This window comes from Floricoccus tropicus, assembly GCF_001832905.1.
Classification (GTDB): domain Bacteria; phylum Bacillota; class Bacilli; order Lactobacillales; family Streptococcaceae; genus Floricoccus; species Floricoccus tropicus.
The window spans coordinates 1-20,512 of the sequence record NZ_MKIR01000003.1; the positions used below are offsets into that span (position 1 = coordinate 1).

The 20,512-nt window shown below is 34.1% G+C and carries 21 protein-coding genes, 1 tRNA gene and 1 riboswitch; of the genes, 1 reads left to right on the plus strand and 21 read right to left on the minus strand.

The features are described 5' to 3' along the window. Positions 1-195: 195 nt before the first annotated feature. The 6 genes from upp to BG261_RS01915 all read right to left on the minus strand — a co-directional run bounded on the left by upp (position 196) and on the right by BG261_RS01915 (position 6,799). Entirely contained in the window at positions 196-825 is a 630-nt protein-coding gene (gene upp / locus BG261_RS01890) for a uracil phosphoribosyltransferase (protein WP_070787441.1), read from the minus strand. Positions 826-883: 58 nt separating this feature from the next. Continuing rightward, the gene (locus tag BG261_RS01895) at positions 884-2,056 is read right to left on the minus strand and encodes a MalY/PatB family protein (RefSeq protein WP_070791508.1); all 1,173 of its coding nucleotides are present in this window, start codon (positions 2,054-2,056) and stop codon (positions 884-886) included. Positions 2,057-2,081: 25 nt separating this feature from the next. After that, complete coding sequence (locus BG261_RS01900) at positions 2,082-3,167, minus strand: cystathionine gamma-synthase (RefSeq protein WP_070791509.1); 1,086 nt, start codon at positions 3,165-3,167, stop codon at positions 2,082-2,084. A gap of 214 nt (positions 3,168-3,381) precedes the next feature. After that, positions 3,382-4,653, minus strand: a complete 1,272-nt coding sequence (locus tag BG261_RS01905; RefSeq protein ID WP_070791510.1) for a nucleobase:cation symporter-2 family protein — start codon at positions 4,651-4,653, stop codon at positions 3,382-3,384. A 15-nt stretch (positions 4,654-4,668) separates the two neighbouring features. Further along, the gene (locus tag BG261_RS01910) at positions 4,669-5,250 is read right to left on the minus strand and encodes a xanthine phosphoribosyltransferase (protein WP_070791511.1); all 582 of its coding nucleotides are present in this window, start codon (positions 5,248-5,250) and stop codon (positions 4,669-4,671) included. Positions 5,251-5,326: 76 nt separating this feature from the next. Continuing rightward, a riboswitch (purine riboswitch) is annotated at positions 5,327-5,422 on the minus strand. Between the two features lie 480 nt (positions 5,423-5,902). Then, positions 5,903-6,799: a GRP family sugar transporter gene (locus BG261_RS01915; RefSeq protein ID WP_070791512.1), complete on the minus strand. Its 897-nt coding sequence runs from the start codon at positions 6,797-6,799 to the stop codon at positions 5,903-5,905. Positions 6,800-7,010: 211 nt separating this feature from the next. Between BG261_RS01915 and BG261_RS01920 the strand changes: the two genes are divergently transcribed. Further along, positions 7,011-7,083: transfer RNA gene (locus BG261_RS01920), tRNA-Thr, on the plus strand. A gap of 50 nt (positions 7,084-7,133) precedes the next feature. Here BG261_RS01920 and BG261_RS01925 read toward each other — a convergent pair. The 15 genes from BG261_RS01925 to BG261_RS01990 all read right to left on the minus strand — a co-directional run bounded on the left by BG261_RS01925 (position 7,134) and on the right by BG261_RS01990 (position 20,419). Continuing rightward, on the minus strand, positions 7,134-7,673 hold the full coding sequence (locus tag BG261_RS01925) for a GNAT family N-acetyltransferase (protein ID WP_070791513.1): 540 nt from the start codon (positions 7,671-7,673) through the stop codon (positions 7,134-7,136). After that, the gene (locus BG261_RS01930; RefSeq protein ID WP_070791514.1) at positions 7,663-8,313 is read right to left on the minus strand and encodes a hypothetical protein; all 651 of its coding nucleotides are present in this window, start codon (positions 8,311-8,313) and stop codon (positions 7,663-7,665) included. The genes BG261_RS01925 and BG261_RS01930 overlap by 11 nt, the downstream gene beginning before the upstream one ends. Before the next feature lie 7 nt (positions 8,314-8,320). After that, positions 8,321-8,446, minus strand: coding sequence for a hypothetical protein (locus BG261_RS11655; protein WP_267887283.1), 126 nt, complete (start codon positions 8,444-8,446; stop codon positions 8,321-8,323). Continuing rightward, entirely contained in the window at positions 8,436-8,933 is a 498-nt protein-coding gene (locus BG261_RS01935) for a methylated-DNA--[protein]-cysteine S-methyltransferase (protein WP_070791515.1), read from the minus strand. The genes BG261_RS11655 and BG261_RS01935 overlap by 11 nt, the downstream gene beginning before the upstream one ends. Positions 8,934-8,945: 12 nt before the next feature. After that, positions 8,946-9,722 (minus strand): PHP domain-containing protein, encoded by a 777-nt coding sequence (locus tag BG261_RS01940; protein ID WP_070791516.1) that lies wholly within the window; start codon positions 9,720-9,722, stop codon positions 8,946-8,948. A 93-nt stretch (positions 9,723-9,815) separates the two neighbouring features. Further along, positions 9,816-11,069, minus strand: coding sequence for a threonine ammonia-lyase IlvA (ilvA, locus tag BG261_RS01945; protein WP_070791517.1), 1,254 nt, complete (start codon positions 11,067-11,069; stop codon positions 9,816-9,818). A 16-nt stretch (positions 11,070-11,085) separates the two neighbouring features. Further along, positions 11,086-12,108 carry a ketol-acid reductoisomerase gene (ilvC, locus tag BG261_RS01950; protein ID WP_070791518.1) on the minus strand — a complete coding sequence of 341 codons (1,023 nt, stop codon included), beginning with the start codon at positions 12,106-12,108 and terminating at the stop codon, positions 11,086-11,088. 238 nt (positions 12,109-12,346) lie between these two features. After that, positions 12,347-13,696 carry a PFL family protein gene (locus BG261_RS01955; protein WP_070791519.1) on the minus strand — a complete coding sequence of 450 codons (1,350 nt, stop codon included), beginning with the start codon at positions 13,694-13,696 and terminating at the stop codon, positions 12,347-12,349. Positions 13,697-13,708: 12 nt separating this feature from the next. Then, positions 13,709-13,975, minus strand: a complete 267-nt coding sequence (locus BG261_RS01960) for an ACT domain-containing protein (protein WP_070791520.1) — start codon at positions 13,973-13,975, stop codon at positions 13,709-13,711. A gap of 120 nt (positions 13,976-14,095) precedes the next feature. Then, positions 14,096-14,422: a bacteriocin immunity family protein gene (locus BG261_RS01965; RefSeq protein ID WP_070791521.1), complete on the minus strand. Its 327-nt coding sequence runs from the start codon at positions 14,420-14,422 to the stop codon at positions 14,096-14,098. Between the two features lie 60 nt (positions 14,423-14,482). Beyond that, on the minus strand, positions 14,483-15,835 hold the full coding sequence (gene brnQ / locus BG261_RS01970) for a branched-chain amino acid transport system II carrier protein (protein ID WP_070791522.1): 1,353 nt from the start codon (positions 15,833-15,835) through the stop codon (positions 14,483-14,485). Positions 15,836-15,906: 71 nt separating this feature from the next. Beyond that, positions 15,907-16,170: an ACT domain-containing protein gene (locus BG261_RS01975; RefSeq protein ID WP_070791523.1), complete on the minus strand. Its 264-nt coding sequence runs from the start codon at positions 16,168-16,170 to the stop codon at positions 15,907-15,909. Then, positions 16,160-17,869 carry a biosynthetic-type acetolactate synthase large subunit gene (gene ilvB / locus BG261_RS01980; protein WP_070791524.1) on the minus strand — a complete coding sequence of 570 codons (1,710 nt, stop codon included), beginning with the start codon at positions 17,867-17,869 and terminating at the stop codon, positions 16,160-16,162. The genes BG261_RS01975 and ilvB overlap by 11 nt, the downstream gene beginning before the upstream one ends. A 140-nt stretch (positions 17,870-18,009) precedes the next feature. Then, positions 18,010-19,725 (minus strand): dihydroxy-acid dehydratase, encoded by a 1,716-nt coding sequence (gene ilvD, locus BG261_RS01985; RefSeq protein WP_070791525.1) that lies wholly within the window; start codon positions 19,723-19,725, stop codon positions 18,010-18,012. Between the two features lie 157 nt (positions 19,726-19,882). Next, the gene (locus tag BG261_RS01990; protein ID WP_070791526.1) at positions 19,883-20,419 is read right to left on the minus strand and encodes a VanZ family protein; all 537 of its coding nucleotides are present in this window, start codon (positions 20,417-20,419) and stop codon (positions 19,883-19,885) included. Positions 20,420-20,512: the final 93 nt, after the last annotated feature.

Below are 20,512 nucleotides of genomic sequence, written 5' to 3' on the forward strand. Positions count from 1 at the left end.
ACAATCTTATTTTCAATCTTTTTACTTCTCAATACAACTTTGTTCGGCTTTAACTTTTTATAATTCAAACATAGAATTATTTTTAAAATAAAATACGAACTATATATCGAATTTGTTCAACTCGATATTTTTATAGTTCGTATTCTTGTAATTTTATTTTTTAATATAATCTAATATATTTACTGACAAATAGTATTATTTTGTACCGAATAAACGATCTCCAGCATCTCCAAGACCAGGAACAATATATCCATGTTCATTCAAATGATCATCAAGAGCTGCAGTATAAATATCAATATCTGGATGTGCTTCTTGCAGAGCTTTCACACCTTCTGGTGCTGAAACTAAACATACAAATTTTATATTTGTTGCTCCTCGTTTTTTCAAACTATCAATAGCAAGAATTGCTGAACCACCTGTTGCAAGCATTGGGTCGACAACAAAAATTTGACGTTGATCAATATCTTCAGGAAGTTTCACTAGGTATTCTACTGGTTGAAGTGTTTCTTCATCACGGTACATTCCGATGTGTCCAACTTTAGCAGCAGGAATCAAGCTTAAAATACCATCAACCATTCCAATTCCGGCACGAAGAATAGGTACAATAGCAAGTTTTTTACCAGCTAGTTGTTTTTGAACTGTCTTAGTTATTGGTGTTTCGATTTCAACGTCTTCTAACGGAAGATTTCTGCTGATTTCGTATCCCATAAGCATAGCGATTTCGTTTACTATTTCGCGGAATTCTTTTGTCCCAGTCTTAGTTTGACGGATGATCGTTAATTTGTGTTGAATAAGTGGATGATCAATTACTTGAAAAGTTCCCATTTTAAGTCTCCTCTATTATTTCTATGCTAATTATAGCAAAAAAATTTCAAAAATAAACTTAGATGTTATTAATCTTTGCGAGACTACCTGCTATACGTTTGCCTGCTTCCTTGATTATTTCTAATGGGGTTGCAACATTTAATCTAGCATGTCCGATTCCTTCAGGACCAAAATCTATACCCTGATTAAGCTCAACTTTTGCATCTTCCTTAAGTAATCGGTCAAGTTCTGAATCATCTAAACCATACTCCGTAAAATCCAGCCATAAAAGATAAGTCCCTTGTGGCTCCATAACTTTCAATTTCGGTGCGTTCACTTTAAAGTATTCTATTAGATAATTAATATTATCTTCTAAGACAACTTTTAGTTCCTTCAACCATTCTAAACCATTGTTATAAGCAACTTCTGTCGCAATGTAGCCAATTGTAGAGATTTCTGACTGATTATTTCTTAACTGAATAGCTCTAAATCTCTCTCTTAATTCTTGATTTTCAATAATAGCAAAAGAATTTTTTGTACCGGCAATGTTAAATGTCTTTGTAGCAGCAGTTAGCACAACTGTAAAATCAGAAAAATCAGGATTAACGGTATTTATAGAATGATGAGTATTTCCAAACAGAACTAAATCTTGATGGATTTCATCAGCAAGTAAAATTACTCCATACTTTTTACATAGTTGACCAATCTTAACTAATTCTTCTTTTGACCACACGCGTCCGCCAGGATTATGAGGACTACATAGAATATAAAGTTTAACGTCATTTTTTACTATATCTTGTTCAAGACTTTCAAAATCTATTTCAAATCGACCGTCATGCTCCAAAAGGGAATTTGCAACTAATTTTCTTTCATTAAGTTTAATCGTTCTGGCAAAAGGATGGTAAACTGGACTATTTATGATAATAGCGTCTCCAACTTCTGTACATGCTTGAATTGCTATTGAAATACCTGGAACAACTCCATCTATGAAAGTAATATCATCCTTAGAAATTTTATATCCATGCTCTTTTTCCTCCCAGTTTATTATAGCTTGATATAAACTATCAGGTGCGTAAGAATATCCATAAACATCATAGTCTGCAAAACTTTTAATAGCTTCTTTTATTTCTGGTAATACTTTAAAATCCATATCAGCAATCCACAAAGGCAATAGCTCGGGATTAGCTTCTGTTTCCACCCACTTTATACTATGGGTATTTAATCTATTTGGCTTATCAGTAAAATTATACATATGTTACCTTTCTTCTATTCATTAGTTAATCTAGCACTTTATCTAAATCATCAATTAAATCTTTTGCTGATTCAATACCAATCGATAAGCGGAGCAAGTTATCTGTTAGCCCGTAAGATTCTCTAATTTCTACTGGAATATCAGCATGTGTCTGGCTTGTTGGATAGGTAATTAAACTTTCTACACCACCAAGACTCTCAGCAAAAGTAATAACTTTAAGATTATTTAAAATATGAGGGATTTTTTTAGCATCATGAATTTTGAAACTAATCATACCACCCTTACCTGGATAGATGACTTCTTCAACCTCTTCTTTGGTCCTTAAAAATTCAACTATTTTTTGTGCGTTTTCAGTTGATCTCTCCATACGTAGGGCTAAGGTTTTCATTCCTCGCATTAACAAATAGCTATCAAATGGGGATAGCACTGCTCCAGTCGTATTAAGATTAAAAATCAATTTTTGATATAGTTCTTCTTCTTTGACAATCACAGCTCCTGCCAAAACGTCATTATGGCCCGAAAGATATTTTGTAGCTGAATGGACAACAATATCTGCTCCTAGTTCTAAAGGCTTCTGATAAATGGGGGTATAGAAAGTATTATCGACAATTACTTTTGCTCCATGAGAGTGAGCAATTTTTACTAGTTTTTCAATATCTACTTCGACCATTAGTGGATTTGTTGGGCTTTCAATATAGACTATATCAGTATCATCATCAATAGCGTCTTCAAACTCCGCTTGATTATTTACATAGTAAAAATTAAATCTTCCCTCATCTTCTTTTTGCTGGAACCACCTGTAACTACCACCGTATAAATCACGGCTTGATACTACTTTTGCTCCAACTGGAAAAATCTCAAAAGCAAGAACGATTGCACTCATTCCACTTGAGGTAGCAAGTGCATAATTTCCAGATTCAATTAATGCCAAGGTTTCTTCTAGTATTGCTCTTGTTGGATTTTTAGTCCTAGTATAGTCAAAGCCTGTTGACTGACCAAACTCTGGGTGCTGATAAGTGGTTGAAAAATGCAAGGGTGCGGTCAATGCCCCAGTCTCTTTATCTGAGTTTACACCCGTATGGGCCAAAATTGTTTCTATATCCTTTACCATAAAAGACTCCCTTTTCTTTTTATGCAACATTATATCATTATTATAGGCTATAAACACATCCACACTTATAGTTATTAGCTATAAAAAGTTATAGGTTTGTAAGTTGAATAGTGTTTCAGATAGAAGAAAATTAAGAAACTTTGAAGACTTTCTTGCCTTAGTCAGGCAAGTAAAAAACAGATAAATTTCTTTATCTGCTTAATTAAATATTATTTTATTTATCTTTCTTACCTGAATTAAAAATAAGGTTAAGTACGATAGAAACAACTGCCGCAATTACAATTCCGTTTGTTAGGAACATTTGAGCATTTTGTGGGAAAGATTGGAAAAGGTTTGTTCCATTAAACCCAACTCCACTAGCAACCGAAACTGCCGCGATTAATAAATTGTGTTCATTATTTTTGAAGTCAATCTGTGTAAGCATACGGATACCTTGGAGTGCTACCATACCAAACATTACGAGCATTCCTCCACCGAGAACTGGTTCTGGAATCATCTGAGCAAGGGCACCGAACTTAGGAAGCAAACCAAGAATTACAAGAAAGGCTGCTGTGTAGTAAATCGGTTTACGAGATCTGATACCTGAAAGTTGAACAAGTCCTACGTTTTGTGAGAAGCCTGTATAAGGGAAAGTATTGAAGATACCACCTAAGATAACGGCTAGACCTTCTGCACGGTAACCATTTCTTAAGCGTGTTTCCGTCAACTCTTCACCAGTAATATCAGCAAGGGCAAAGTATACACCTGTTGACTCAACTAGAGAAACTAAAGCGATGATACACATCATTACGATACTTGATAATTCAAAAACTGGTTTACCAAAATAAAATGGAGTTGGTACGTGAACCCATGGCGCACTGGCTAATGCGCTAGTGTCAACTACTCCGAAGAATCCTCCAATTATTGTTCCAACTACTAAACCAATAAGAATAGCGATTGAACGGATGAATCCTTTGAAGAAATAATTAATTGCTAAAATGATAAATATTGTTGTAAAGGCAAGGATTACACTTTGCATCGTTGGTGCGTCAGAATTTCCTCCCATGTTACCTACAGCTACTGGAATAAGTGTTAAACCAATAGTTGTAATTACGCTTCCTGTAACGATTGGTGGAAAGAGACTTCTAATTTTCGAAAAGACCCCTGCGATTAATACCACAAAGATACCTGATGCAATTACTGAGCCAAACATTGCTCCAGCTCCATGCTTTGCACCAATAATTGAAAGTGGTGCTACTGACTGAAATGCTACACCTAAAACTACTGGTAAACCGATACCAAAATATTTGTTAAGTTGTAATTGAAGGAAAGTTGCAACTCCACACATGAAGATATCAGTTGAAATTAGATATGTTAATTGTTGAGGGCTATAATTTAAAGCACCGGCAATAAGAATAGGAACTAAAATACTTCCAGAATACATGGCAAGTAAATGTTGTAAACCTAGTACAGCTGCTTGACCATTTTTATTTTCATTAAATTCCATTTTATTTACCCCTCCTTATGCATCTGCTTGTGCAAAGACAACTTGACCATCTTCGAACTTAGCAACTCTAGCAAGGGATACTACTTTATAACCAGCATCTTCAAGAGATTTTCTTCCATCTTGGAAAGATTTTTCAATTACGATACCAACTCCCTCAATATCAGCTCCAACTTCTTTAATTATTTTAATTAAACCAAGAGCTGCTTGACCATTAGCAAGGAAATCGTCAATGATTAGAACTTTATCATCAGGACTCAAGAATTTACGGGAAATTGACACTGTACTTGTGATTTGTTTTGTAAATGAGTAAACTTCAGCAGTAAGCAACTCTTCATTCATAGTGATATTTTTTGATTTTTTAGCAAAAATCATAGGAACATCTAGAGCTTCTGCTACATATACTGCTGGTGCGATACCACTTGCTTCAATAGTAACGACCTTTGTAATACCTGCATCTGCAAAAGTTTCAGCAAATTGTTTTCCAATTTCCTTCATTAGCTTGTAGTCAACTTGGTGAGTTAAAAAATTATCGACTTTAAGAACGCTATCTCCTAAAACACGTCCATCAGCTTTAATTCTTTCTTCAAGTAATTGCATTATTCCTTATTCTCCTATCTTTCTTCAAAATAAAAACTAGCCACTTATGTGAAAGTGTGCTAGCCCATTCGAAAATGATAAGACGACTTTCACTCATTGTCGAACATTACGGTGTTCGGTAGAGACGCTTGGCCAATTCCAAGTATAAATAAGTGATAACTAAGATTTTATTTTAAAATATGTACATTCGTTATTCATATTGCTCTTTTATTAGCATTATGACATTCAACAGAGATAATTATATCATCTTTTTCTTAAAAATCTATAATATCCGATAAATTTTTACTTTTATCAACCTAATTGTTCGTTTTTTGTATATTAGTATATAAATCTAGCTTCATTCTTTAATTGTAATTAATACGAAAAAAGTCTAACTTGTCAAAGCTAGACTTAGGAGTTTAATTTATGAAAAAGTTTTTACAGCAAATTTAAGACTATTTTTTAGGAATGAAATTAGTATATCTTTGCAAACTTAAGGCAAGCTAAAAGTTATTAGTATTTACGGACAAAAGTGTATAATCTCTCATTAATTTATCTTTCAATCTTATAGTGCTAAAGGCTATAAAATTATAAAACTGTTCCAATTACAAACTGGAACAGTCATTTAATTTTTCAAATTGTATAAATTTAAAGGCAGTTCTTAGAACACTTTTTATATTAAAGCGGTAATTATAGCACCAATGACTACTAAAATAATACCAACTAAGAAATATTTAAACTCCTTTTTAGTTTTGTGTTCATGTAGTAGGTAAATTCCGCTAAATCCTCCAATTACTAGATTTAATTGTGAGAAGGTAAAGGCTGTTGCAAGTCCTAGATCACTCGTAGACGCAATCATCAAACACATATTACCAATTGCCCATAAAAATCCAATTGAAGTAGATTTCCATACTGGAATTTTCTTAAAACCAGTAAGTGGATTACTTTTGCTTACTACTGCATAGATAATCAAGGCGCCTACCATACCACCAATTGCTTGAGGTAATAATAAACTATTTGTAAATTCTCTATTGCCCTCAATATGATTAAAATATTGATAAGCTTTTGGTAGCACTGAATATAGTCCTCCAAAAACTCCTGCTACTAAAACACTTACTATTCCTTTAGTTGAAATTTTAGATTTTGTTTTATCAGAACCTTCTTGGTAACTTGTCAAAGATGCTCCTGCAATTACTAAAATAATAGAGACAATACCTAGTATCCATTGCATAGGTTGTGTCCACTCATGGAAAAGGAAGGCACCTAATAAAGAATTTAATATTAATTGAAGGGCAGCAACTAAAGGTACAGTTTTTGATACCCCTAATTCTGTCATGGCAGCAAATTGTCCAATGTTTGCAAGTGACAACAGAAATCCGCTAGCGAATCCTACTACAAATAAAGCTGGTGACATAAAAGTTGCACTGAATATAGTAATGACGGTGGAAAAGATTAGGAACCCTGTCATCGATCCAAGAGTCGCTTCCTCTGGTTTAGCTTTGGTCTTAGCTAGAGCAAGTCCAATTAAACCCCAAGCAAAAGCTGGAACTAAGGCTATTAAATACATCATAAATTTATTTCTCTTTCTAGCCAAAATTTATCTTAAAATTCTGACATCTACATTTAAAAATAAAAAATTTCCTAATATCTATTGTTATATTGTAATACTTTTTTATTGAAATATCAATATTCTTAGTGCTCAACTTCACAAATATGATATAAAAAAACTTATACACGGCATATTTTCAAGTGAAACAACATTTGCTATAATAAAAACATAAGCCGCAATAGCTCAGTCGGTAGAGCAGCACCATGGTAAGGTGAAGGTCGTAGGTTCGATTCCTATTTGCGGCAGTCAAAAAATAACTGTGAGATTTAATCTATCTCATAGTTATTTTTTTATTTTATCTATTTAACCAATCTTCACGACTAATTTTTGAGAAAGCTTCTTCTATATGTTTATCTAGAAGTTTAGCATAAGCATTGTTTTCAATATGACTAAATTTGAATCCAAGTTTTTCTTGTACTCTCTTTGATTTGTCATTTTCAATAAAGTATCCATACCAGACATTATCTTTCTTCAGTTCATTGAAAGCTACGGCAAGCAAGGCATTGATTGCTTCAGGAACCAAACTTTGCCCCCAAAAAGGAGCTCCTATCCAACAACCTATTTCCGTATCATTTTCATCTGCAAATGACTTCAAGTCTTCACCAAATTTCAGATTTACGCAGCCAATAGCCTTGTCAATACCTTTCAAGGTAATGGCAAAAGTGTAATCATCACTCAAGTATTTTCTAATACTTTCAAGACTGTATTCTACACTTTCATGTACTGGCCAACCAGCTGATGGTCCTATTCTCGGATCAGAAGCATACTCAAATAAACTCTCTGCATCACTATCATTCCACGGTCGAAGAACCATTCTTTCAGTTTCAATTATCATACTCAATCTCCTTAAAAATTTCTGTAAAATTCACTCCGAAATACTCTTCAAAACTAACTTCTCTTCTCTTAGGAAAAAATTTATTATATTGTTCAAAGAAATCCATATCATCAACAAATTTATTTTCTATCAAATAATTAACTATAAGGAAAATTCTCCAATAATCAAACATCATTGAAGGTATGCTTTTTTCTATCTCACCTTTTCCGAATTCTAAGATAGAATGATTCCCATATTTTGAATTTAAAACTTGGAACAACTTTTTTTCTACATGATAAATATCTTTAAACTCCTCATCAGATAATAAATATTTTCTTGGCAAGTAGAAGGCCATTCCTTCTTCAAACCACATTTCAAAAAGTTCATAGTCATCAAAATCACCAGGGAATAAGTCAATATGATGTGTTAATTCATGACATACTAATTCTCGTAATTGAAGATCGATATTATTTGTGTAATAATCATCAATTTCCGTTATATTATTTCCATCCAACTGTTCATGAAAAACTTCTAACCAATCAACTTTATTCACTGATATAAATATTGAATCTTGCCTAGTGTAAGCCATTATCCAGGTATTAGAAAAAAAATTTTTCGCTGCAAAAGAGCTTGTCCAAACTATTGCTTTAGGTGGCTCCAATAAAAAATTATTTATCTTCTAAAATTTTTTGATAGTTAACAATCTGATTTTTTAAATTAGAAATTGTCTTTTCCACCTGATGATATTCTTCCTTTGTTTCAAAGGCATATATATTTTTTATTTCATTTTTCATATTTAATATTTTCTAACTCCAAAAACTTCATTTTATTCTCAAGACCACCAGCATAGCCTGTCAGTGTTCCGTCAGAACCTAATACACGATGACATGGAATTATAATTGATATCGGATTATGTCCTACTGCTCCACCTACAGCCTGAGGTGAGGACTTTAGTCCATTTTCTTTCATCATTTGTGATAGTTGACCATAAGTCACTGTTTGACCATAAGGAATTTGAGTCAAAAGTTTCCATATCTCTTGACGAAATTCTGTACCTTTAGGATTTAGTGGTGGACAAAAGTCAGGATTGGTTCCTGAAAAGTATAAATCTAACCACCTTTTTGTCTCAGCAAAGACAGGAAGGTCAATACTTTTAGATGGCTCATCTATACCCAGCCCATAATATTTTTGATTTTTTATCCAAAGTCCCGTCAAAGATTGACCATCACTGGCTAGAGTTAACGTTCCTACTGGACTCTCAATATCTTTAATATAATTCATTTTTTTCGTCTCTTATCTTAGAGGTCGCATTTTTAAATCGTTAGTATATTCAGCAACTTCACTTATCTTATACTTCAATAAAAATTCTCTCATTTTATCAAATTTATTACCATACTGATCAAGACTATGAGCATCAGACCCCAATGTGAATAGTCTGCCACCTAAACCAATATACTTTTCAACCATATACGAGTATAGTTTCTCGTTACCATAAAGGTACATACTTTTAGCATTTAATTCCAGCGACATCTCTTTACCCACTGTAAGGTGAATTATTTTATCTAAATATTTTTTTGCATAAGAATCTAATTGTTCTGGAGTGACATCTAACTTACGCAAAGCATAGTCGAAGTGGGCGAGTACGTTTGCTGAAACATCACTCTCTAATGCCTGAATCATTCGATTAAAATAATCATCAAGCACTTGATCGATTGACAAAGTAGTCACAATATCGTCCATAAAATCAAATTTTCCATTGTGGTGAACCGACAATAGTTTTAAGGCATATGTCTTACCATCAAGGTATTTAAGTGTTTCTTCTTCCTTCTCTGGGAAAAAGCCAATTTCTATTCCCTTATAAGCACGATTATTATATTTTTCATTTAATTCCCTGATTTTTTTATCATAGCTAGGATAATCTGGGAAATCATTTTTACCAGTTACAGGATTTGCCACATCCATGTGCTCTGTTGTGACAATATTATTTTCATTACTTATAAAATAGTTTTCGATATTTTCTTCTGAATCGAAAGAAAAGTTTGAATGTAAATGTTGATCGTAAATTTTCATGATTTCTCCTTTATTATTTATTGCAATTATAGCACTTTTGAAAAATTTATTGGTAAATAAAGAAAAACACGCAATCACGCGCGTTATCTTTTTCTATACTAAGAGACTATATAAACTATTGTTTGATTCTAAGTCAATAAATGTTGGATCAAACTGAGTCATTCGTGATATAAGAGCTTCATAATCTTCCTTATCACTTAGAAGGACACCAACTAGTGCTGGTCCTTGACCGCGATTTGCTTTCTTCATGTATTCAAAGCGTGTAATATCATCTCCGGCTCCCAGAACATCACTTACGAACTCACGTAATGCTCCTGGCCTTTGAGGGAAATTAATGATGAAGTAATGTTTCAGTCCTTGATAAACTAAGCTTCTCTCTTCGATTTCCGGCATGCGATTTATATCATTATTACCTCCACTGATGATACAAACTACATTTTTACCTTTAATTTGATCAGCGATTATATCCAAGGCTGCAACAGTTGCAGCACCTGCGGGTTCTACAACTATACCTTGCTTAGAATAAAGATCGATTATAGTGCCAGCAATCAATCCTTCATCAACTGTTACTAGCTCATCTACATTATTTCTAGCTATTTCATAGGTTTTTTGACCGACTTGTTGAACTGCAATTCCATCAGCAAATTTATCAATTTTTTCTAACCTGACTGGATGATCATTATCAAAAGCAGCTTGCATACTAGGTGCACCTGCAGCTTCTACACCAATAACTTTAGTCTCAGGGCTAACTGATTTTGCATAGGTTGATACACCTGAAATCAATCCTCCACCACCAACTGCTGATAGGAGAAAGTCAATAGCTACATTTTCTTTATTAGCATCTTCAAATATTTCATAAGCTACTGTTCCTTGCCCTGCAATAACATCATAATCATCAAAGGGATCTACAAAAGTCATATCATGTTCTTGTGAAAATTCTTTAGCTGCTTTAGCTGATTCATCAAATGTATCACCGACAAGAGCTATAGTCACATGTTCTCCCCCAAAAAATTTAACTTGAGTAATTTTTTGTTGTGGAGTGGTTGTTGGCATAAAGATTGTTGCTGGAGCTTTTAATTGATGACAAGTATAAGCAACGCCTTGAGCATGGTTCCCTGCACTGGCTGCTACAACTCCCTTAGCTAATTTATCAGCTGGTAGGTTTGAAATAGCATAAAACGCTCCTCTTAATTTAAAGGAGCGTACAAGCTGAACATTTTCTTGTTTAAGATAAATGTTTGCTTGATATTTTTCAGACAGGGATGGATCTTTTATAAGAGGTGTCCTAGAAACAACATCCTTTAGTATCTCTTGGGCTCTTAAAATTCTATCTACTGTAAATTCCATGTGTTCTTTCTAATTATTATTCGTAAATCTTGAAGGCAGCTTCATCACCTGATTGAGTAAATGGCATTGCAGCTCGTAATTCTGCACCTACTTTTTCAATTTCTAGATTTTTTGCACGTTCGCGATATTCTTTCATCTTAGGATTACCTGCTTTATGGTCATCCATAAATTCTTGAGCAAATTTACCTGATTGAATATCTTTAAGAACTTCACGCATGTTATCTTTTACTTGTTCAGTAATTAAACGTGGACCAGCTGTATAATCTCCAAATTCTGCTGTATTTGAAATTGATTGACGCATCTTCTTGAATCCACCTTCATAGAATAGATCTACGATAAGTTTCATTTCATGCAATACTTCAAAGTATGCAAGTTCAGGAGCATAACCTGCCTCTGTAAGAACTTCAAAACCTGCTTCAATTAGGGCTGTTACACCACCACATAGAACTGCCTGTTCACCAAATAAATCTTCTTCTGTTTCTTCCTTGAAAGATGTTTCAAGCATACCAACACGTGCAGCACCTACACCACGTCCCCAGTCCATTGCAATATCACGGGCTGTACCTGTAGCATCTTGATAAACAGCAAATAAAGCAGGAACACCAAAGCCATCTTCAAATGTACGACGTACAAGATGTCCTGGTCCCTTAGGTGCTAACATAAATACATCAGCAGTTTCTGGTGGTTGGATAAATCCAAAATGAATATTAAATCCATGACCAAATCCAATTGCTACTCCGTCCTTTAAGTTAGGTTCAATTTCATTTTTATAAAGTTCACCTTGAATCTCATCTGGTGCTAAAATCATTACAACATCAGCTTGAGCTACTGCATCAGCTACTGGATATACATCAAATCCATCTTCTTTAGCTTTATCAAATGACTTACCTGGTCTGATACCAATAACCACATCTTGACCACTGTCGCGTAAGTTTTGGGCATGGGCATGACCTTGGCTTCCGTATCCAATTACTGCAATTTTTTTACCTTCAAGAGCATTTTCTTTAACATCGTTTTCATAATACATAGTTACTGGCATTTATAAATTCTCCTTTTTGAATTTTATATAATGTTACAATTTTTCTGACAATTTATCAAGGGTAATTGTAAAGTTTTTTAAAAATATTCTATAATTTTCTGAATAAAGCGTTTACTACTTTTTAAAACACACTTTTCAGTTACTTACAGTTTATAATTATTGATTTAAGCCATGTAATCTTTGAAGATGAAGTTAGATATTTTCTATAAAAAAACGATAGCATATGCTATCGTAATAATTAATTTTTAAATGAATGAATAGGTGCTGGAATTCGACCACCACGTTCAATAAAATCTATTGACTTTGCATCATTAACCTTCATGACTGGAGCTGTTCCAAGAAGTCCACCAAACTCTACCATATCTCCAACTTTAGTGCCCTTGGCTGGAATAATACGGACGGCTGTAGTCTTATGGTTAATTACCCCAATTGCTGCTTCATCTGCAATCATAGCAGCAATAGTAGAAGCTGGTGTATCACCTGGAAAAGCAATCATATCTAGTCCAACTGAACAAATTGCAGTCATAGCTTCAAGCTTTTCAAGATTTAAATGACCAGTTTCTACAGCTTTAATCATACCTGCATCTTCTGAAACTGGAATAAAAGCACCCGATAATCCACCAACATGATTACATGCCATTACTCCACCTTTTTTAACTGCATCGTTAAGGAGAGCAAGAGCTGCAGTTGTTCCATGCGTTCCAACTGATTCAAGACCCATTTCTTCAAGAATTTGTGCAACACTATCTCCTACTGCCGGAGTTGGAGCAAGGGATAAGTCAACAATTCCGAAAGGTACACCTAATCGTTCCGAAGCAATTCGTCCAACCATTTGTCCCATACGTGTAATCTTAAATGCTGTTTTCTTAACTGTTTCAGCAACCACATCAAATGATTGACCTTTAACTTTTTCAAGAGCCTTGTAAACAACACCTGGACCTGAAACACCAACATTTATTTCACAGTCAGCTTCTCCTACTCCATGGAATGCTCCTGCCATAAAAGGATTATCTTCAACTGCATTAGCGAATACAACAAGTTTAGCACATCCCATATCTGATGCTGCAGCTGTCTCCTTAATAGTTTCACCCATCAATTTGACTGCATCCATATTTATACCCGCTTTAGTAGAGCCGATATTTACTGAAGAACAGACAAAATTTGTTTTAGCTAGAGCTTGTGGAATTGATTTAATAAGTTCAATATCACTTCCTTGATATCCTTTTTCAACTAGAGCAGAATATCCACCAATAAAGTTTACACCGACTTCTTGTGCAGCACGATCAAGAGTTTGGGCGTATTTAACACATTCTTCTGAACTTGCTTTAGCTGCAGACGCCACAATGGCAATGGGAGTTACTGAAATTCTCTTATTAATGATTGGAATACCGTACTCAGCTTCAATTGCTTCCCCAACGCTGACTAAATCACGCGCTTTAGTTGTGATTTTATCATAAATTTTTTGACAAGCCTTATCAACATCAGCATCCATACAGTCCAACAATGAAATCCCCATTGTAATAGTACGAATGTCTAGATTCTCCTCATCAACCATTCTAATTGTTTCAAGTATTTGATTTGATTCCATGATTTCTCCTTATTATAGCTTATGCATGGCATCAAAGATTTCTGCATTTTGAATAGTAATCTTCACTGCCAGTTCTTCACTAAGGCTATCAAACTCTGTCCTTAATTGACTAAAATCTGAATCCTGTGGCAATGTCAAAGACATAATCATTGTAAAATAGTCATCCATGATTGTTTGACTGATATCTTCAATATTAATATCCAATTGGGAAAGCTTGTTACTTACAGCTGCAACAATCCCTACCTTATCTTTTCCGATTACTGTTAAAATTCCACGCATATTTTAATTTCTCCTTTGAATTTTTTAACATTATATCATAAACCTGATATATTTTCTTTATATATTTAATAAAAAAACGAACGACAAGTTTTATTTAATACTTATCGTTCATCTTTTATGTTAATGATTTCCATTTACTCCAAATATTGTTGAATATCCTTTAGCAGAATTACCAATATTTTTCAAAGTATCTGAATCGTTACTTATAGATAGAAAAAGTTTTCCAGCTTCTCCTGGTAATTGATTTTTTACAGCATAAATTCTAAGGTCAGAAAAAAGTCTATATGATAAATTATCTAAATTTCTTTTTTTACCCAACTCCAAATATGCGTTTTCAAAAATCTGGCGAATTTCTGGTAGTAGATTTTCTGTTTCATAAGCAGCATGTATTCTTTCTAAAAATTCATCTACTTCTTGATTTTCAATTTCTTTCTTATCTTCCTTCATTTTATCCCTCTTATATTCTGGCAATAGAATACCACTTTAAGGAAATTTGTAAAGGATAAACTAATTTTCTTTTTTTCTAGAAAGAATGTACCAAACGTATCCAATTACTAACCCTACAAGTGCTGGAGTAACCCAACCCATACCAAGCTTGTAAAAAGGGAGATTATTTTTAGCAAATTCAATCATATTTTGCGCAAAATCAGTTTTTTTAATCCACTCTGGACTTGCATTTATAGCGTCAAAGAATGATGCAACTACTGTTAATAGAGTAGTCATTTGATAAACTCGCTTGTCGTGATTAAACAAAGGACCTGCAAGCGACAATAGAATTAATGTTATTGCTAGTGGATAAATAAAGAATAATACTGGTAGCGAATAAGAAATAATATTATTCAATCCAAAATTAGCAAAAATACATGGTAGGATACTTGCAAATACTGCAAATACATTATAAGAAACGCTAGGGAATAGCTCAGCAAATGTTTCTGAAAAAGCAGTAATTAGGCCGATTGCTGTTTTTAAACATGCTACGATTACGATAAGCGCAAGAAGGATTGACCCACCAGTTCCCAAATAATACTTAGCAATTTGAGCAAGAGCAATCCCACCGTTCTCGCTAATTTCAAATTTTCCAAGGCTCATGGCACCCATGTAAGAAAGACAAGTATAAATTAATCCCATCAAAAGAAGCGTTATAACACCAGACTTAACGGTATCCTTTGCAATCTCAGAAGGTTCTTCAACCCCCTTTGAACGAATTGCATTGATAACGATAATACCGAAGGCTAGTGATGCTAGTGCATCAAGAGTATTATATCCATCAGTAAAACCTGTTAGAAAAGCATTATTAACATAAGCTTCTTGTATTGCAGAACCTGATACTGAACCCATTGGGTTAAGGAAAGCTAAAACAATTAGCACTCCTAAAAGAAGTAAAAATATAGGGTTCAAGAACTTACCGACATAATCCAATATTTTACCAGGTTTTCTAGATACTACCCAAGCTACTACAAAGAAAACTATACTGAATATTGCTAAAACCAATTTGGTATTTTGTTCAGGAACAAATGGCGCTATCCCAATCTGATAAGATGTTGTAGCAAGACGAGGTAAAGCAAAGAATGGACCAATTACTAAATACAATACTATAGTAAAAATATAGGCATAAGCTTTATTGACACGCTTAGCCATATCAAATAAACCATTTGAACGAGTAAGACCCATTGCAATAACACCTAAAAATGGCAATCCAATAGCCGTCACTAGGAAGCCTAAATTGGCCATCAAGACATTGCCACCTGCTGCTTGTCCCATATGGACAGGGAATATTAGATTACCTGCACCAAAAAATAGGCCAAACAACATTGAGCCTATAAAAAAATAATCTTTTTTAGTTAATTTATTGCTATTCATAAAAAATTGCTCCTCAATAAAATAATATAGGACTTATAATATCATAATTTAGCAACAATTTCATGATTTTTTTAATATTCTGTCAAATTCTCAACATCTAAAACATCAACTTGTCTTCGAAGTTGTTTACTCACCAATTCAGTTTCACCCTTATTGTTTTCTGTGAAAGTAAAAATAATTTCCGAAATATCAGGATTCTCAGTAACGTCTGCGTGTACACTTAAAACGTTAACTTGCATACGAGTAAGTACGGTCATAACGCGTCCCAATACTCCTGCCTTATTAGAAAGTAGCGCCTTCAATTTATGGACTGGAAACTCAGTATCAATCGTCATTAAATTTCACCCCTATCATTTTATCATTTGCCTGTCCTGGTGGAATCATTGGCAAGACCTTCTCTGTCGGACTTACAATAACTTCAATCAACATGGGAACATTTTCCTTGATAGCTAATAAATCTTCGGACAAAGTCGATGGATCTGTTAGTTTATAATGTTTGATTCCGTAAGCCTCAGCTAGCTTTTGGAAGTTTGGATCATTATTACCTAAAACACTGTGACTTAGATTCTCATCATGGAAACTAGTTTGCCATTGTCTAACCATTCCTAATGAACCGTTATTAATGAGAACAATCTTTACTGGAATATAATGAAGATTCAAAAGAGCAAGTTCTTGGTTAGTCATTTGGAAACCACCATCACCAACGAAAAGAACAACCTCTTTTTCCGGGTTAGCAATTTTAGCACCAATAGCTGCGGGAATACCAAATCCCATAGTACCTAATCCACCACTTGTAATTAGCTGTTTACTATTTTTAAATGGATAATATTGTGCAGCCCACATTTGATGCTGACCAACATCTGTAACAACAATTGCATCTCCATTAGTATATTCACCAATAAGTTCTACAACTTCTTGTGGACTAATATAATTTTTATGCTTTTTATAATAATAAGGAGCACGTTTCTTATCTGATTGGACCTTTTCAATCCATTCATCATAAGAACCACCAATTTCGCCTAGCTCATCCAAAGCATCTAAAGCTCTTTTGGCATCACTAACAAGCCCAATATCAGTATTAACTATCTTATTAATTTCAACTTCATCAATATCAATATGAGCGATAGTAGCATTTGGAGCAAAAGACTTTGTATTGCTTACTACTCGATCGTCAAATCTACTACCAATGTTTAAAAGAAAATCAGTTTCCATTAAAGCTTGATTAGCTGCATATGTACCATGCATCCCTGCCATACCTAAATACAGTGGATGGGCAACATTCATAATTCCTTGGCCCAAAAGAGTTGCAGTTACTGGTATTTTATTAGCTTCTACAAATTTAAGAAATTCCTCCTGAGCATTAGCATACTGAACACCACCACCAACTAAAATTAGTGGTTTTTTTGCATTCTTTAATCCTTGAAAAATTTCTATTAATTTATCAGCATTAGGATACTTAGTATATTCATAGTTTGGAAGATTTAATAATGGATTATTAATTTCTTCTACAATATCAGACGAAATATTTTTAGGAAAATCGACCACAACTGGACCCTTACGTCCAGTATTGGCAAGGTAATAAGCTTCAGTTAGAATACGTGGAATATCTGATGCGTCTCTTACTTGATAGTTATATTTTGTAATTGGTAAGGTAATATCAAGGAAATCAACTTCTTGGAAAGCATCTCTTCCAATACCAGGCACTGCCACTTGACCCGAAAGGATAATTAAAGGTACAGAATCCATATAAGCATCTGCGATACCTGTAACAACATTTGTCGCACCAGGTCCGCTAGTTACAACAACAACTCCTGGTCTACCAGTTGATTTTGCATATCCTTCTGCCTCATGTACCGCACCTTGTTCATGACGAGCAAGAATATGTCTTAATCCATCAAAAGAGTAGAGAGCATCATAAAAGGGTAATACTGCACCACCAGGATATCCAAAAATTGTATCTACACCCAAATCTTTTAAGGTATCCAAAACAAGTCGTGAACCTGATTTAGGTTGTTCAAGCTTTATTTTATTCATTCATTAGTCCTTTCATTTTTTCTATATTTTTACTAATTTTTGGAATTTCTAATTCATTAATTACTAGTATTAGTAAAGTTTTATAAAAAAATATTATAAGAAAGGAAAGGGAAACTTTGCTCTCTTTCCTTTTTACTCAATTATCTCTTTTCGATTTCTTCTTGGATAAGTCGTTGCAATTCTGCTGGTGAAAGTAAGATACCGCCTGTATCTGCACTTGTAGCAAGAGCTGTATACCTAGCTAACCAACCACTTTTAACCTTAGGCTCAAAGACTGGAACATGATTTTTTCTAAATTCAAGTTGCTCCTGTGTTAGGCTAACATTCAAAGTTCTTTCATCAAGATCAATTACAATTTCATCGCCATCTTCAATTAAGGCAATTGGTCCACCGCTAGCAGCTTCTGGGCTTATATGACCAATTGCAATACCACGTGTTGCTCCTGAAAAACGACCATCTGTAATTAAGGCTACATCTTTACCCAAACCACGACCTACAATTGAACTTGTCGGTGCAAGCATTTCAGGCATTCCTGGTCCGCCTTTTGGTCCTTCGTAACGAATTACCACCACATGACCTTTATCAACAATTTTATTGTCAATTGCTTCTACAGCTTCATCATGTGAGCTAAAACAAATAGCTTTCCCAACAAATTTTCTAACAGAAGGATCTACTCCTCCTACCTTAATTACCGCACCTTTAGGTGCAATATTTCCATATAAAATCGATAAACCACCTACTTTTGAATAAGCATCGTCTACTGGATGAATTACCTTTGTATTTTTTATTGAAGCATCAGCTACGTTTTCTCTCAGCGTTTTACCGGTAACCGTTATACGGTCTGAGTGGATGGCGTCTATATCGACTAGTTCTTTTATAATTGCTGAAACACCACCAGCTTCGTGAACATCATGCATAGAATACTCCGAACTTGGAGCAATTTTCGAAAGATAAGGTACACGTTTTGCGATATCATTTACCGAACTCAAGTCATAGTCGATTCCTGCTTCATTAGCGATAGCCAAAGTATGTAGTACTGTGTTTGTACTTCCACCCATAGCCATATCCAGTGCAAAGGCATCATCAATAGCATCTTTAGTTACAATATCTCTCGGTCTTACATCATTTTTGACAAGATCCATTAGTTTGAAAGCAGCTTCTCTAATTAAATCTCTCCGTTCTTGACCAACAGCAAGTGCTGTTCCATTTCCTGGTAAGGCAAGTCCTAAAACCTCCATTAGACAGTTCATAGAGTTTGCTGTAAACATACCAGCACATGATCCACAAGTTGGACAAGCATTTTGCTCCATGAACTTGAGCTCTTCTTCATTCATTATTCCCTCTTTGTAACTACCAACAGCTTCAAAGAGAGATGAAAGAGTTGTTTGATGTCCTCGTACATCTACGCCTGCCTTCATCGGGCCACCCGAACAAAATATGCTTGGAACATTTGTGCGCATTGATGCCATAATCATACCCGGAGTAATCTTGTCGCAGTTTGGAATAAAGAATACACCATCAAACCAATGAGCATTAATTACTGTCTCAGCACTATCTGCGATTAATTCACGGCTTGGAAGACTATAACGCATTCCAATATGCCCCATAGCAATACCATCATCAACACCAATTGTATTGAACTCAAAAGGAATCCCGCCTGCTTCTCTAATCGCTTCCTTGGCAATATCAGCTAATTCCCTTAAATGAACATGGCCTGGGACAATGTCAATATAAGAGTTACAGATAGCAATAAATGGCTTATTCATATCCCTTGCTGATTTTACTTGACCAGTTGCATACAAAAGCGATCTAGCTGGTGCTTGTTCTATTCCTTTTTTTATAGTATCACTACGCATAAATTCTCCTTCACTTTCAAAAACGTTAGTAACATTATAACATCTAAAAATTAAAAATCAATTGAATAGTCAGAAAATTTTAATTAATTTTATTTAAATTCTTAATTCCTCCAAAAAGAAAATAAAAAAGAAGAGTAACTATTTTACCCTTACTTAATTATTTATTTTGTTGTTTTCGATACTGAATAAAACGATTAATTAATAGAAAAGTTAACCCACCTACAGAGTCTAAAATTACATCTTCAATTGTTGGTGTTCTTCCACCAGTTAACATTTGATGAAATTCATCTAATGAAGCCAAGATTATTATAATAACCAATGAAATTGCTAAAATCTTGTTATAAAAATTATTTTCATTCTGTCTCGTCCTTTTTTTTGAAAGAAAAGCATAAAGTGATTTATAGATTGCAAGAGATAGTACTCCAAACGTGACAAAATGAGCTAGTTTACGAATAAAAAATTCAATAAACTTGGCATATCCATAATTAGCAATAGATATATTCTCACCAGCATAATTAAATGAAATTTTACTTAGTACATCCTTAAACGGTTGGTTTGGAAATAGCTTATCAAGGTCGGGTACTAAGCTCTGCTGGCTATATGTCATACTTGAACTGATCAATAAAATTATTACTAGTAAGATTAAAACTATTAGCCAAATCCATTTTTTATTTATATTTTTTTTCTCATCCATTAAATTGAAACATCCTAACTAAGAAATATAGTTAATAATATAATATATATTACTTAAAGATAGCTTATTTACTTCTTTAGAAATATTTTATGC

Coding starts and splice junctions, on each gene's coding strand:
- upp (WP_070787441.1), bottom strand. CDS start 825: ATGGGAACTTTTCAAGTAATTGATCATCCACTTATTCAACACAAATTA.
- BG261_RS01895 (WP_070791508.1), bottom strand. CDS start 2,056: ATGTATAATTTTACTGATAAGCCAAATAGATTAAATACCCATAGTATA.
- BG261_RS01900 (WP_070791509.1), bottom strand. CDS start 3,167: ATGGTAAAGGATATAGAAACAATTTTGGCCCATACGGGTGTAAACTCA.
- BG261_RS01905 (WP_070791510.1), bottom strand. CDS start 4,653: ATGGAATTTAATGAAAATAAAAATGGTCAAGCAGCTGTACTAGGTTTA.
- BG261_RS01910 (WP_070791511.1), bottom strand. CDS start 5,250: ATGCAATTACTTGAAGAAAGAATTAAAGCTGATGGACGTGTTTTAGGA.
- BG261_RS01915 (WP_070791512.1), bottom strand. CDS start 6,799: ATGATGTATTTAATAGCCTTAGTTCCAGCTTTTGCTTGGGGTTTAATT.
- BG261_RS01925 (WP_070791513.1), bottom strand. CDS start 7,673: ATGATAATTGAAACTGAAAGAATGGTTCTTCGACCGTGGAATGATAGT.
- BG261_RS11655 (WP_267887283.1), bottom strand. CDS start 8,446: ATGAAAAATGAAATAAAAAATATATATGCCTTTGAAACAAAGGAAGAA.
- BG261_RS01935 (WP_070791515.1), bottom strand. CDS start 8,933: ATGAATTATATTAAAGATATTGAGAGTCCAGTAGGAACGTTAACTCTA.
- BG261_RS01940 (WP_070791516.1), bottom strand. CDS start 9,722: ATGAAAATTTACGATCAACATTTACATTCAAACTTTTCTTTCGATTCA.
- ilvA (WP_070791517.1), bottom strand. CDS start 11,069: ATGGAATTTACAGTAGATAGAATTTTAAGAGCCCAAGAGATACTAAAG.
- ilvC (WP_070791518.1), bottom strand. CDS start 12,108: ATGCCAGTAACTATGTATTATGAAAACGATGTTAAAGAAAATGCTCTT.
- BG261_RS01955 (WP_070791519.1), bottom strand. CDS start 13,696: ATGGAATCAAATCAAATACTTGAAACAATTAGAATGGTTGATGAGGAG.
- BG261_RS01960 (WP_070791520.1), bottom strand. CDS start 13,975: ATGCGTGGAATTTTAACAGTAATCGGAAAAGATAAGGTAGGGATTGTT.
- BG261_RS01965 (WP_070791521.1), bottom strand. CDS start 14,422: ATGAAGGAAGATAAGAAAGAAATTGAAAATCAAGAAGTAGATGAATTT.
- brnQ (WP_070791522.1), bottom strand. CDS start 15,835: ATGAATAGCAATAAATTAACTAAAAAAGATTATTTTTTTATAGGCTCA.
- BG261_RS01975 (WP_070791523.1), bottom strand. CDS start 16,170: ATGACGATTGATACTGAGTTTCCAGTCCATAAATTGAAGGCGCTACTT.
- ilvB (WP_070791524.1), bottom strand. CDS start 17,869: ATGAATAAAATAAAGCTTGAACAACCTAAATCAGGTTCACGACTTGTT.
- ilvD (WP_070791525.1), bottom strand. CDS start 19,725: ATGCGTAGTGATACTATAAAAAAAGGAATAGAACAAGCACCAGCTAGA.
- BG261_RS01990 (WP_070791526.1), bottom strand. CDS start 20,419: ATGGATGAGAAAAAAAATATAAATAAAAAATGGATTTGGCTAATAGTT.